Below are 14,026 nucleotides of genomic sequence, written 5' to 3' on the forward strand. Positions count from 1 at the left end.
TATTAAGCGGTAGATTTTCAGAAAAAATTATTAATTCTTTAGCGGAAAATGCGCCGGGCGGGGGAGATTGTGCAGGCAAAAAACGCCCCGGATGATTAATGATAATCAACATCCGGGGACAACACACAGAATCCACAGGGTGGATACGGTTAATCCCAGCTCAGGATCACTTTCCCTGACTGGCCTGAACGCATCGCGTCAAAGCCCTGCTGGAATTCATCGATGGAGAATCGATGGGTGATGATCGGCGACAAATCCAGACCAGACTGGATCAGTGCAGCCATTTTGTACCATGTCTCAAACATCTCACGACCGTAGATACCTTTAATAAACAGTCCTTTAAAGATAACTTTCGTCCAGTCGATGGACATATCAGATGGCGGAATACCCAGCATAGCAATACGGCCACCGTGATTCATGGTGTCCAGCATAGCGCGAAACGCTGGCGGCGCCCCGGACATCTCCAGGCCCACATCAAACCCTTCGGTCATACCCAGTTCAGCCATCACGTCGGTCAGATTCTCTTTCGACACGTTGACCGCGCGGGTGATACCCATTTTGCGCGCCAGCTCAAGGCGATACTCATTAACGTCGGTGATCACCACGTGGCGTGCGCCAACGTGCTTCGCGACTGCCGCCGCCATAATACCGATTGGACCCGCACCGGACACCAGTACATCTTCCCCAACCAGATCGAACGACAGTGCCGTGTGCACTGCATTACCGAACGGATCGAAGATAGACGCCAGGTCGTCGGAGATATTGTCCGGGATTTTAAATGCGTTAAATGCCGGGATCACCAGGTACTCCGCAAAGCAGCCCGGACGGTTTACACCGACACCGGTCGTATTGCGGCACAGGTGAGTACGTCCACCGCGGCAGTTACGGCAATGTCCGCAGGTGATATGACCTTCGCCTGAAACGCGATCGCCGATTTTAAAGCCTTTAACTTCCTGACCGATGCCAACAACTTCGCCGACATACTCATGCCCAACGACCATCGGTACTGGGATGGTTTTTTGCGACCATTCATCCCAGTTATAAATGTGAACGTCAGTCCCGCAGATGGCTGTTTTACGGATTTTAATCAGCAAATCGTTATGACCGACTTCCGGTTCAGGAACGTCAGTCATCCAAATGCCCTCTTCCGCTTTCAGTTTGGATAACGCTTTCATTTCACATCCTCAGGCAATAACGCCCAGTTGTTTACCAATGCGTGTGAACGCCTCAACAGCACGCGTAATCTGCTCAGGGGTATGCGCCGCAGACATCTGGGTACGGATACGCGCCTGGCCTTTTGGAACCACCGGATAGAAGAATCCGGTAACGTAAATCCCCTCTTTTTGCAGTTCACGAGCAAAGTCCTGCGCGATCACTGCATCACCCAACATCACCGGGATAATCGCGTGATCGGCACCGGCCAGAGTAAAGCCAGCGGCAGACATTTGCTCACGGAACTGACGTGCGTTCGCCCACAGGCGGTCGCGCAGGTCACTGCCAGCTTCAACCATTTCCAGCACTTTAATGGAGGCCGCAACAATCGCTGGCGCCAGTGAGTTGGAGAACAGATAAGGACGGGAACGCTGACGAAGCCACTCAACAACTTCTTTGCGCGCTGCGGTGTAACCACCGGATGCGCCGCCGAGTGCTTTACCCAGAGTACCGGTGATGATGTCCACGCGACCCATCACGTCACAGTATTCATGGGAGCCACGACCATTTTCGCCGACAAAACCGACGGCATGGGAATCATCAACCATGACCAGCGCGTCGTATTTATCCGCCAGATCGCAAACGCCTTTCAGGTTAGCGATCACACCATCCATAGAGAACACGCCATCAGTGGCGATCAGGATATGACGAGCGCCCGCTTCACGTGCTTCTTTCAGGCGAGCTTCCAGTTCCACCATATCGTTGTTGGCGTAGCGGAAACGTTTTGCTTTACACAGACGAACGCCATCAATGATAGAAGCGTGGTTCAGGGCATCGGAAATAATTGCGTCTTCTGCGCCCAGCAGCGTTTCAAACAGGCCGCCATTGGCGTCGAAGCAGGAAGAGTAAAGGATGGCATCTTCCATACCGAGGAATGCCGCCAGTTTTTGCTCCAGTTGCTTATGGCTATCCTGGGTACCGCAAATAAAGCGAACCGAAGCCATACCAAATCCGTGAGAATCCATACCCGCTTTTGCCGCTGCAATCAGCTCCGGGTGGTTAGCCAGTCCCAGATAGTTGTTCGCACAAAAGTTAATAACGTGGCTTCCGTCCGCCACGGTGATATCCGCCTGCTGGGCAGATGTAATAATGCGCTCTTCTTTAAACAATCCTTCCGCACGTGCGGTGTCGAGATCGTTGGTTAACTGTTTGTAAAAATCCCCACGCATTTCAATTCTCCAGACTGGGCAAATTTCAGCACATATTACCCAAAGCTATACGTTGATACGAGATGACACATCATCACTTCTTCAAAATGAAGCATAAATCACGTGTACCCGCACGGCTTATCGGTGAATGGCTGAAGCCTGAGCCATGTAGTGATATGATAGAAAGTATTCGTGTCTGAGATTGTCTCTGACTCCATAATTCGAAGGTTACATTTATGATCATCGTTACCGGCGGCGCGGGCTTTATCGGCAGCAACATCGTTAAGTCCCTGAATGATAAAGGCATCACCGACATCCTGGTGGTGGACAACCTGAAAGACGGCACCAAGTTTGTTAACCTGGTGGATCTGAATATTGCTGACTACATGGACAAGGAAGACTTCCTGATCCAGATTATGGCCGGGGAAGATTTCGGCGATATCGAAGCTATTTTCCACGAAGGCGCATGCTCTTCCACCACCGAGTGGGACGGCAAGTATATGATGGATAACAACTATCAATACTCCAAAGAGCTACTGCACTACTGCCTGGAGCGTGAAATCCCGTTCCTGTACGCGTCCTCTGCCGCCACCTATGGCGGTCGCACTTCTGATTTCATCGAATCCCGTGAATATGAGAAACCGCTGAACGTCTATGGCTACTCAAAATTCCTGTTCGACGAGTACGTTCGTCAGATCCTGCCAGAAGCCAACTCTCAGATTGTTGGCTTCCGCTATTTCAACGTCTACGGACCGCGTGAAGGCCATAAAGGGAGCATGGCGAGCGTCGCTTTCCACCTCAATACCCAGCTTAACAATGGCGAAACACCAAAACTGTTCGAAGGCAGCGAAAACTTCAAACGTGATTTCGTTTATGTTGGCGATGTGGCTGCGGTAAACCTGTGGTTCCTGGAAAACGGGGTATCCGGCATCTTTAACCTCGGTACCGGTCGTGCGGAATCTTTCCAGGCCGTTGCTGACGCAACGCTGGCGTACCACAAAAAAGGCAGCATTGAGTACATTCCATTCCCGGAAAAACTGAAAGGCCGCTACCAGGCGTTTACTCAGGCAGACCTGACCAACCTGCGCGCCGCGGGCTATGACAAGCCGTTTAAGACCGTTGCTGAAGGCGTAACGGAATATATGGCCTGGCTGAACCGCGACGCATAAGGCAGGCAATCTATGAGGATTCTGGTGGTTGGCCCGTCTTGGGTGGGCGACATGATGATGTCGCAAAGTCTCTATCGCACGCTCAAGGCGCGCTATCCCCAGGCGATAATCGACGTGATGGCACCTGCATGGTGCCGTCCGCTGTTATCGCGGATGCCGGAAGTCAATGAAGCGATCGCGATGCCGCTTGGGCATGGCGCTCTGGAAATTGGTGAACGGCGTAAGCTCGGTCATAGCCTGCGTGAGAAGCGCTATGACCGCGCTTATGTGCTGCCTAACTCGTTTAAATCCGCGTTGGTGCCCTTTTTTGCAGGTATTCCGCATCGTACCGGTTGGCGTGGTGAAATGCGCTACGGCCTGCTCAACGATGCGCGCGTGCTGGATAAAGACGCATGGCCGCTGATGGTCGAACGCTATGTGGCCCTGGCCTACGATAAAGGCGTGATGCTGTCGGCTAAAGATTTGCCGCAACCTCTGCTGTGGCCACAGTTGCAGGTCAGCGAAGGTGAAAAGTCTCTGACCTGTAGCCAGTTCTCCCTTTCTGCCGAACGCCCCATCATCGGTTTTTGCCCGGGTGCGGAATTTGGTCCGGCGAAACGCTGGCCACACTACCATTATGCTGAACTGGCAAAACAGCTGATCGACGAAGGTCATCAGATTGTGCTGTTTGGCTCGGCAAAAGATCATGAAGCCGGAAATGAAATCCTGGCAACGTTAAGCGTTGAGCAGCAGGCCTGGTGTCGTAATCTGGCGGGCGAAACGCAGCTGGAGCAGGCCGTTATTCTGCTCGCCGCCTGCAAAGCGGTCGTCACCAACGACTCTGGATTAATGCACGTTGCCGCAGCGTTGAATCGACCTCTGGTAGCATTGTATGGCCCAAGTAGTCCGGACTTTACCCCGCCGTTGTCGCACAAAGCGCGGGTCATTCGTCTGATTACGGGCTATCACAAAGTGCGCAAGGGCGATGCGGCTGAAGGCTATCACCAAAGCCTGATTGACATCACACCCAAGCGTGTACTGGAAGAACTCAACGACCTGTTGTTACAAGAGGAAGCCTGACGGATGCGGGTTCTGATCGTTAAAACGTCGTCTATGGGCGATGTACTGCATACGTTGCCCGCATTAACCGATGCGCAGCAGGCTATTCCGGGTATTCAATTTGATTGGGTGGTGGAAGAAGGATTCGCGCAGATCCCTTCCTGGCATGCAGCCGTTGACCGGGTCATCCCAGTGGCGATTCGCCGCTGGCGTAAAGCCTGGTTTTCAGCGCCGATTAAAGCCGAGCGTAAAGCGTTTCGCGATGCGGTACGTTTGCAGCAGTATGACGCGATAATTGATGCGCAGGGTCTGGTTAAAAGTGCGGCGTTGGTGACGCGTCTGGCACGTGGCGTCAAGCATGGTATGGACTGGAGTACGGCCCGCGAGCCGCTGGCTAGCCTGTTTTATAATCGCAAACATCACATTGCCAAACAGCAGCACGCGGTAGAACGTACGCGTGAATTGTTCGCCAAAAGTCTGGGATATGCCAAACCGCAGTCGCAGGGTGATTACGCTATCGCTCAGCATTTTGTGAATGAATGTAATGCTGATACAGGCCAATATGCCGTATTCCTGCATGCCACAACACGTGATGATAAGCACTGGCCAGAAGCCAACTGGCGGGAGCTGATTGAGCTGTTAAATAATACGGGCATCCGTATTAAACTCCCCTGGGGCGCCCCTCATGAAGAAGAGCGCGCCAAAAGGCTGGCGGAAGGTTTTCCCTACGTTGATGTCCTGCCGCGAATGAGTCTGGAAGAGGTTGCTCGCATTCTGGCGGGGGCAAAGTTTGTGGTGTCGGTTGATACAGGTCTCAGCCATTTAACCGCCGCCTTGGATCGCCCCAATATTACGTTGTATGGCCCGACAGACCCGGGATTGATTGGTGGATATGGGAAGAATCAATACACACAGCAGAGCCATTCCGGAAAATTGCAGGATCTGGACGCAAGCTTAGTCAACGTATCGCTAATTGATAATAATTTGCTTTAACTTTAAGAGACGAACCATGCTTCGCCAACACATGTTTTCTCGTTTTGTTTGTAGTATAAAAAATAATCCATTCGATTTTATATACGTCTTATTTTATGCTGGGATCCTGGCAACTCTTGCGATGGTCCTGGTCAATCCAGATGAAGCGCTGAAGGTATTTATTTTCTCCACGGCTCTGTCTCTGCCGCTTATAGGAAAAAATATAAAGCATGTGTGCAGTAACAAACAAAATCTGGTTTTGCCTGTTATGTTGCTGCTCTTTGGTTTACTCCAGATTATTTGGGTAGAAGTATTTAAACAATCTGGCTCAGCCTTTACCGGTGCCTATCGTTCATACCAGAACGGTGGCAAAGTGATGATTTTTGCCGCACTGGTTATGACAGCTCTGACCACGCGAGAGCCGTGTGCCAACAAAACTCGCATTACCAGTCTCTGGACGATTCTTACCGCAATAGGCTTGTATCTTTTCGCAGGCTACGAGGCTGCCGGAGCACCAGATATTATGACCTACCGTGTTGCTCTCGGTTTTGAACACCAAACCGGCACAGCCTACGCTCTGACGCTAATTGCATTATTAGCGTCTCAGGCCATTATTAATCTTCGTCTAAAACACACCGTTGCACTCTATCTGTTACATTTTTTGATATCGCTGGCAGTCATCATCACAACGCAAACTCGGGCTGCTATTTTGGTATACCCGATCCTGAGTGTCGGCCTATTCCTGATGTACTATCGTCACAACCGCACCATGCTATTAAGGGCACTGCTGGGTTTTGTAATACTGGTGGGAGTTGCTGCGATTCCCTTAAAACCAATCATTGAAAGCCGCTACCAGAACTTCCTGGTCGATCTGCACTCTTATAATCAAAACAATAGTAATACTTCTATCGGCGCGCGACTGGCGATGCAACGGGCAGGGATTGAATCTGGGAACGGTCATGACTGGGGGCAGTCACTTGAACAACGCGGAGCAGAAATTCAGCGACTTGCCGTGCAAGATACTTCCTTACAAGGGGCACTTGAGTTCATTAACGTCCACCTGCATAACGAAGTCATTGATACCTTTTCGCTAAAGGGCATCCCTGGGGTTGTTGTGCTACTCTTGCTCTATATCGCCATGTTTTTAACAGCTTACTGGCAACGTAGTCCCTTGTTGTTCGTTATCTCAGGCGCAATCGCTATCTATGGCTTGAGTGATTTATTATTGTATGCCAAAGGTGAAGCCCTGAGCAGCGTACTGGCGTTATGTGTAGCAGCAGTACTGAGCTCGAATCCAACAAGAGAACGATGCCATGGTTAACGCTTCCGGTTATTTACTGAGCATTATTATACCTACATACAACAACGCTGAACTCATCACAGCGACGTTGGCGTCTATACATCAGAGCATCACTGATGATGTAGAGGTAATAATTGTTAATGATGGCTCTACGGATTTAACCGAAGAGCGTATAAATGCGTTTTACCGCGAAAAAGATTGCCATAATGTTAAATATATAAGCCAAAAAAATCAGGGCGTTGCAATCACCCGTAACGTTGGGCTTGCCCATGCGACAGGGAAATATATTGGCTTTGTTGACAGTGACGATATTGTCTGCGCAGATTATTTCACTATTCTTCTCCCTAAGTTGAGAGATGAAAAATATGACATTCTCGAATTTAATTTAACCCGAGATATAAAAAATCTGTATCAGAATTCATCTGGTATAGAAAACGACATTAGTCAGCACGAAATTATATTATCAGATGATAATTATACTCCTCTTCTGCCAATATTTCGGGCAGGGCAATGGCATCTCATGACAAAAATCTTCCGTCGTAACGTTATTGGCAACGATCGATTCGAAGAACATCGTCGGTATGAAGACATGATTTTCTGCCCTTTCCAATACTTTAAATGCCATAAAATATTAAAGATTGAAAACAAATTGTATTTTTACCGGAAAAATGAAAAGAGCATTACCGAGAACATTATTGATAGTGATGCGGAAAGTATCTTTTTTGCTATGCGAAAAATGTATAACTATATAAATAAAAATAGCGCAAAACGTACTGTTGCCACACTTATGATCATCAACTGTTTTCTGGAAGGACGTAAACTATTACGCAAGAAAAAAGGTTATTATCGCTACAGCGAAAGTATGCTGAATGACATTCAGAATGCACTAGCATGCTGCGATACGAAAATCGTCAAGAAAAAAATAATTCTTAAGATGAAATATCCCCATATTGATCGTTCTATTTCTGAAATAAGATATAAAACAATATCTGCTTTTAAGAACTTATTTTTTCGAAAGGGATTTTAACATGTTTGAAAAAATTGACCGAGTTCTTATTTGCAAGCTCAAGTTTTATGGGGATGTTCTGCTAACAACACCAGTCATTGCCAGCATTCGGGCTCGTTATCCACATGCTAAGATCGATCTGCTCCTCTATAAAGATACCAAAGCAATCTTAGCCGCCCATAAAGATATTAATAATTTTTATCTGATTGAGAAAAAACAGGGCCTGCTGTCAACAGTGAAAAATTACCTTTCAGTGCGTAAACAACTGAAGAAAAACCACTATGACCTGATTGTTAACCTCACTGAACAATGGCCGATCGGTGCGCTTATCGCCTCTTTACGCCGTCCTTCAATTGCTTTTGAGCGCGAAAAAGATCTGTGGAATCGACTTTTTACGCGCGTAACGCCATTCATTGGTACGCATATTGTTGAACAAAATTTATCTATTCTAAAAGGTATCGGGTTTAGCGAAACAGAACTGAAGAAAGAGATGTCGCTGAGTTATCGTCAGGACGATTATCAACATCTGGTATCCCTGTTACCCACGTTGCCAGCGCAGAAATATGTCGTTATTCAGCCCACTGCCAGGCAAGAGTTTAAATGCTGGGATGATGATAAATTCGCGCATGTTATAGACCACCTGCACCAACGAGGTCTGCACGTCTATCTTACCTGTGGGCCAGCAACAAGTGAGCAGCAGCAGGTTCAACGCATTGCTGATCTGTGCCAATCTTCCCCTGACCTGACGCTGGCAGGTAAAACCACCTTTTTGCAGTTGGCTGCATTGATCGATCATGCTGTTTTGTACATTGGTGTCGATTCTGCACCGATGCATATGGCAGCAGCGCTTAAGACACCGCAAGTTTGCTTGTTTGGCGCCACCAATTATCAACAGTGGAAACCATGGTCGGATAAAGCCGTTTTGATTTGGGCTGGCGAATACCATCCGATGCCTTCGCGGGATGAGCTCGACCGGTCAAAAAAATATCTGACATGGATACCGGAACAGGCCGTGGTTGACGCTATTGATATGGTACTTCATGATAATGACAATGTTCAAGGTAATGAGAAAGCATAAATGGACAACAAAAATAACATTATTAATATTGCTTACTGTACAGATGCTAATTATCTGGAATATGTAGCAGTGTCCATTATGTCTGTCATAATGAACAACCCGGAACAGGACCTGTCATTTTTTGTCTTTGTCTATGACGTTACTGACGAAGAAATCAATAAACTGCGTTCAACCAGTGATAAAATTCAGGTTATCAATATCGATAAAGAAGAGATTGAAAAGTATAACAGTGACTTTGCAATCAAACATCTGAACCGTTCGACATATATGCGTCTGGCCGTACCGCGCTTACTTAAAGATAAAGTTGAGCATTTTATCTACCTGGATGCAGATACTCTGTGTTTTGATAAGCTCAATGACATTAACAGCATTGATATCAGCAACGTCATTTGTGCAGTCAGCCACGATTCTCTCGATATTCATGATACAAAAAATGCCAAACGCTTGGGCCTGAGTACTGGTCATTATTTCAATGCTGGTTTTTTGTATATTAACATTGAAAACTGGATCAAGTTTGATATTGAAAATAAAGCAAACACCGTGTTATTTGAACAAGGTAAAGCCTTGCCTTACTTTGACCAGGATGCACTGAATATCGCAATGGATGGTAACGTTAAGTTTATTGATAACCGGTGGAATTTTTTGTTCAACTGGTTTACCGATCAACAAAAAGAGATATTCTTCTACCAAAAAGATATTCTGCCAAGAATTATCCACTTCACTGGTGGAAGGAAGCCCTGGTATAAAGAGCATACCGGGCTTTCACAGCAACTTTATCTTTTCTACCATCATTTCACACCATGGCGAAACACAGAAATGCGTTCTTATGCTCCACGTATGAGACCTACTGATTATCGGGTCTATTCACGCCAGGAAGCTAAAAAAGGGAAGTATTGCGCCTCGATCAAATGGTATTTGAAATACCTTAAGACTAAATTACGTTAATAAAAAACTCCCTTACGGGAGTTTTTTTACTTACTTTTTAATTTTTCCCGCAAATAACCAATATAGCTTATTACCGAGGCGAAATACTTCCCTTGTAATCTTTCATGGCGTGATTTCTTTTTATATTGTTTTGGCGTTCTGGCGGGTAACAATGGAACATCTGCCCAAGGCGAAGCCTTCCAGGCGTCAACAAAAAACTGTGCTGAAGGATAATTTGCCCATGAATTCCAGGGTTTAGTCACGCCTATATAATGGATAAGGATGGTATCATCTGTTATATATTCTTTATAACTTGAGGTATCCTTACTTTTGAGTTCTTGTTTAATGCCGTAAATTGCATCATAAATTCTTGGTAAAAAAATTGTCTTACCAAAAAACATTATATTTAAGACATCCTGATCCAGAAAAGCGAATTTTCTTGTCTTATCCAAGAGGATCGAAAATGCTTCCGTAAAGAATTTTTGTTTTTTCCATTCCTTTAAATTTGCAAATATAACACCGGCATTGAAATATTGTTCGTTAAATTCCGGAGTATTAAGTCGCTGCGCGGCATACACCCGACTATCTTCAACATCCTGAATAACCGCTGCAACATGATGTTCCAGATTGATTTGTGTTAACTCAATAAGTGATCCTTTACATACAACATCAGCGTCTATATAGAGAAGATTATCGATCTTTTCGCTAAGATACTCAAACGCGATAAATCTGAAGTAGGTCGCGTGTGACCATGCATTCCCACACGGAAGGATCTTTAATCCTTCGGCATCCATCACATATACAGTTATATTGGTAGAAAACTGCTTAGCTAGTTTTTCTAATCTTTTGCGGTAATCTGAGTCAAGATAATCAGTAAAAAGATGAAAATGTATGCTGATATCTTTGTTATGTAGTAAAACGGACGACATCGAAACTGCCGCCCCAAACATAAAGTTTTGATCAACCCCCCAAGCAATATTGAGCTGTGGGGTTTGAGTTTCTGGAGCCCCAAAAACCTCAATGGTGTCTTTAATAGACTGATGACAATCAAAATTCATGTACTACACCTTTTTATATGCTATCTGAAAATTATCTGCACATCTAAATACTAATGAGACCGTGCACTATGTAGTTTGTTTTTTATATACATCACATGACTAAGTATCGAGCGAATATATTTACGCTGCACTCTTTCATGCCGTGATTTACGTTTATACAGTTTTGCTGTGTTTGCATTTAACAAGGATTTTTCCGCCCATGCGGATTTTTTATAGGCATCAATGAAGAATTTAGCCACCGGATATTTAGCCCATGTATGCCATGGCTTAGTAACACCGACATAATGTATTAATACAGTATCATCTGTAATATAATCCTTGTAAATTTTATCATTTTTATTTTTCAGTTCCTGATCAACACCATAAATGCAGTTAAAATCTCGTCTCAGGAAAATGACATTACCGACAAACAATATATTCAGAACATCCTGGTCAAAATACAGAAGTTCCTTTTGGCGTTTATCTAAGATAGAAAATGCCTTTGTCAATAACTGCTGCTCACGCCAAACTTGAAGATTCGCAAATACCACACCGGAATTAAAGTAACCGTTACTCAATTCAGGAATACCGAGTCTGTTACCGGATTTAATACGCACTTCATCAATATCATTGATAACAGCAGCATATTCCCCACAGAAGTTAATCTCGGTAAGCTCGCGAAGAGAGCCTTTGCAAATAACATCTGCATCAAGATACAGTACGGAGCTTAACTCTGTGCTTAAATATTCAAATGCGAAATAACGATAGTACATTGCATAAGTCCATGCTTTTGTACTCGGCAGTTCACGAAATGCAGCGTTATCGAACACAAGGACAGTGACTGTCGTACTGTACATCTGCGTCAGGCGTTTTACGCATTCCAGATAATCATCATCTATATAGTCTGTTGCTATATAAAAGTGGATATCAATATCAGGATTATTCACTAATACTGAGGTCATAGAAATGCCAGAACCAAACAAAAAATTACGATCGACACCATACGCAACACTTAATTTTTTACTCTTGTCATGCGAGGAGCTGTCGATAACATGTTTTTGAATGATTAGCTTCTGGAAATCAATGTTCATAATAAAATGGCCTCAAACTTCATGTGTTATTTATAGCGCTTTTCTAATTGTTCTTTGTCTTATTTTTTGCGCTTTTGTGACAGCCTGTTCAAACAACCTGACTTCCTGACGAAAGATTTCACGTAGTGGCTTCGAAAAATAGACACGTAAAAAACGGTAGATATCTCTGGACGTCAACCCGATCTCAAGTGAAGAGAAATAGAGTCCAATCAGATCCTTATCCCGCCAGCGGCGTGGCACATGCTGACGAATTTGTGCACGATGCAAATCGATTACGGAGAGTTTGATATCCGCAATATTTTCTGGCATCGGTTGTTGGAGTAAAAAATGGCAAATATAGCAATCCCGATGATTTACTCCCCCCCGATGCATTTTACCCACCATTTCTGCCACGCGGGTAATAATGGTCCGTTTTAATACAAAATCAGGGGGCTCAACTTTCCACCTTGCACAAAAATCTTCAAGGCTGATAGCAGGAGAGAGATCTTCAGTGATGATAAATGAGGTGCGCTCTAACGGATTCAGTCCTTTCTGCCCAAATGCCACGCCGGTCATGGTGTCAACATTCAGTTCTTGCAAGCGATGTATCGCCAGCCACTCACGGTCTGCGCCAAGTACAGGCATACGTAAAGATATAAGATTCTTCACCACTTCTTTAAGCGTGGTTCCATGATGATATTTAAGAAAATAACCCTTACCCATCATCTCAAAACGTAGGGTACGTCGTGTTTCCAGGGCGCGAAAAACCTCACCGTCCAGCTTAGCGACTTCAGTAAACGGGTCTTTTCCTTGCCACTGCGTGGCAAATGGTTCTTTTAATTCAATCATTCTTAGGACCTAAAATGATATCTGCAGCTTTATCTGCCAGGCTGTAGAGATCTTTTGTATCAGCAAAATGCCGTGCGTTCCCGGCCCAACGACTTCTCTGCTCATTATTTTGCAGCGCATCGAAAAGTGCTGTATTCAGATTTTCCTGCTCAAAAGGTTCAGGAATCACCACCCCACATTGGGCGGCGTTGATATAACCCGCATAGCCGCAAACTTCGGTAGTTAATACCGGCAGCCCGGCAACTACAGCTTCTAGCAAGACAATACCGGCGGCTTCCTGTACAGCTGGGTGAAGTAATAAATCAGCAGCAGACATCAATTCTGCTACATCGTCCCGCCCCGAGAAGAACTGCACTTGTTCTTCAACCCCCAATTGACGAGCCTGAGCGCGATAGCGATCGGCCTTATCCTGACCAACAACCATCAATCGTGTGCGGTGGCGAATGACATCAGGCAAAGAAGCCAACGCCTGTAATGTTCTTGGCACGCCTTTGCGTTTGAAATCGGAACCTACCTGTAAGAGCAAGAACTGATCGAGACCAATACCATTTTTTTCTCTAACAATCAGCCGGCTGTTTTCAGGTTGCTGGCTGTACTTTCTGTCAGGGTAGATTCCTGGAGGCAGAATACGAAAGCGCTGGCTCTCAGTTTGGTAATGATATTTGAAGTCACCAATTTGTTTATCGGTTAACATCAAAAGCGTAGTGCCGACACCCTGCTGAAATACGGCTTTTTCAAATGCAGAGTAGTGTCGGTACCTGCGCGTCAATTTGTAGAAAAAGCCTTTCTCGCGGGCAACCTTTTCCGCATAGCAAACGTCCGCAGCGTAATACACATCCAGGCCAGGCATTTTATTAAAACCAACGACACGATCGACGGGATGTTGAGTTAAATAATTCTGAACCCACTGATAATATTGCTCGTTTTTCCCATGATTCGTTCTGGATGTAACGGGGACGAGTATAATCTCCAGCCCTTCCGGACGCTCGCCCTGCCATGACTGGGTAAATACCTGAACATGATGCCCACGAGAAGCAACCGTCAGCGCTACCCGCAAGAAATCACGCTGTAACCCACCATAGGGAAAATACTTGTACAAACAAAAAGCAATATTCATGCATTAATATCCGCATCGCGTCGCCAGGCATATCAGGTTTGAAGCATCAGAATCGTGTAATCCTTGCCTAAAGCATCCAAAGATGACTTTCTGTGCTTTCGAAACG

The 14,026-nt window shown here is 45.6% G+C and carries 13 protein-coding genes; 7 read left to right on the forward strand and 6 right to left on the reverse strand.

The window, feature by feature from the left end:
* Window positions 1-149: 149 nt before the first annotated feature.
* Both tdh and kbl read right to left on the reverse strand, forming a co-directional pair.
* Window positions 150-1,175: an L-threonine 3-dehydrogenase gene (gene tdh / locus SK34_RS10930; RefSeq protein WP_003024132.1), complete on the reverse strand. Its 1,026-nt coding sequence runs from the start codon at window positions 1,173-1,175 to the stop codon at window positions 150-152.
* Window positions 1,176-1,184: 9 nt separating this feature from the next.
* Window positions 1,185-2,381 carry a glycine C-acetyltransferase gene (kbl, locus tag SK34_RS10935; protein WP_003837635.1) on the reverse strand — a complete coding sequence of 399 codons (1,197 nt, stop codon included), beginning with the start codon at window positions 2,379-2,381 and terminating at the stop codon, window positions 1,185-1,187.
* A gap of 215 nt (window positions 2,382-2,596) precedes the next feature.
* On the opposite strand from kbl, the gene rfaD reads away from it, so the two are divergent.
* The 7 genes from rfaD to SK34_RS10970 are packed head-to-tail and all read left to right on the forward strand — an operon-like array spanning window position 2,597 to window position 9,868.
* Entirely contained in the window at window positions 2,597-3,529 is a 933-nt protein-coding gene (rfaD, locus tag SK34_RS10940) for an ADP-glyceromanno-heptose 6-epimerase (protein ID WP_003827312.1), read from the forward strand.
* Window positions 3,530-3,541: 12 nt separating this feature from the next.
* Window positions 3,542-4,588, forward strand: a complete 1,047-nt coding sequence (gene rfaF, locus SK34_RS10945; protein ID WP_048233028.1) for an ADP-heptose--LPS heptosyltransferase RfaF — start codon at window positions 3,542-3,544, stop codon at window positions 4,586-4,588.
* A 3-nt stretch (window positions 4,589-4,591) separates the two neighbouring features.
* Window positions 4,592-5,560, forward strand: coding sequence for a lipopolysaccharide heptosyltransferase RfaC (gene rfaC / locus SK34_RS10950; RefSeq protein WP_003837629.1), 969 nt, complete (start codon window positions 4,592-4,594; stop codon window positions 5,558-5,560).
* A 16-nt stretch (window positions 5,561-5,576) separates the two neighbouring features.
* Complete coding sequence (locus tag SK34_RS10955; RefSeq protein WP_231588748.1) at window positions 5,577-6,860, forward strand: O-antigen ligase family protein; 1,284 nt, start codon at window positions 5,577-5,579, stop codon at window positions 6,858-6,860.
* Window positions 6,853-7,866: a glycosyltransferase family 2 protein gene (locus SK34_RS10960; protein ID WP_048233031.1), complete on the forward strand. Its 1,014-nt coding sequence runs from the start codon at window positions 6,853-6,855 to the stop codon at window positions 7,864-7,866. Before SK34_RS10955 ends, SK34_RS10960 begins: the two co-directional genes overlap by 8 nt.
* 1 nt (window position 7,867) lies before the next feature.
* Window positions 7,868-8,923 carry a lipopolysaccharide core heptosyltransferase RfaQ gene (gene rfaQ, locus SK34_RS10965; RefSeq protein WP_048233032.1) on the forward strand — a complete coding sequence of 352 codons (1,056 nt, stop codon included), beginning with the start codon at window positions 7,868-7,870 and terminating at the stop codon, window positions 8,921-8,923.
* On the forward strand, window positions 8,924-9,868 hold the full coding sequence (locus SK34_RS10970; protein ID WP_032937171.1) for a glycosyltransferase family 8 protein: 945 nt from the start codon (window positions 8,924-8,926) through the stop codon (window positions 9,866-9,868).
* A gap of 26 nt (window positions 9,869-9,894) precedes the next feature.
* Here the strand turns inward: SK34_RS10970 and SK34_RS10975 are convergent, their stop codons facing one another.
* From SK34_RS10975 to SK34_RS10990, 4 genes are read right to left on the reverse strand one after another with little or no spacing between them, the layout of a single operon-like run.
* Complete coding sequence (locus SK34_RS10975) at window positions 9,895-10,905, reverse strand: glycosyltransferase family 8 protein (RefSeq protein WP_044714175.1); 1,011 nt, start codon at window positions 10,903-10,905, stop codon at window positions 9,895-9,897.
* Between the two features lie 50 nt (window positions 10,906-10,955).
* Window positions 10,956-11,975: a glycosyltransferase family 8 protein gene (locus SK34_RS10980; RefSeq protein ID WP_044714178.1), complete on the reverse strand. Its 1,020-nt coding sequence runs from the start codon at window positions 11,973-11,975 to the stop codon at window positions 10,956-10,958.
* A gap of 30 nt (window positions 11,976-12,005) precedes the next feature.
* Entirely contained in the window at window positions 12,006-12,803 is a 798-nt protein-coding gene (gene rfaP, locus SK34_RS10985; protein WP_032937168.1) for a lipopolysaccharide core heptose(I) kinase RfaP, read from the reverse strand.
* The gene (locus tag SK34_RS10990) at window positions 12,796-13,920 is read right to left on the reverse strand and encodes a glycosyltransferase family 4 protein (protein WP_048233036.1); all 1,125 of its coding nucleotides are present in this window, start codon (window positions 13,918-13,920) and stop codon (window positions 12,796-12,798) included. Before SK34_RS10990 ends, rfaP begins: the two co-directional genes overlap by 8 nt.
* Between the last annotated feature and the right edge of the window lie 106 nt (window positions 13,921-14,026).

Source organism: Citrobacter sp. MGH104, from assembly GCF_001034485.1.
In the GTDB taxonomy this organism is placed as follows: Bacteria; Pseudomonadota; Gammaproteobacteria; order Enterobacterales; family Enterobacteriaceae; genus Citrobacter; species Citrobacter freundii.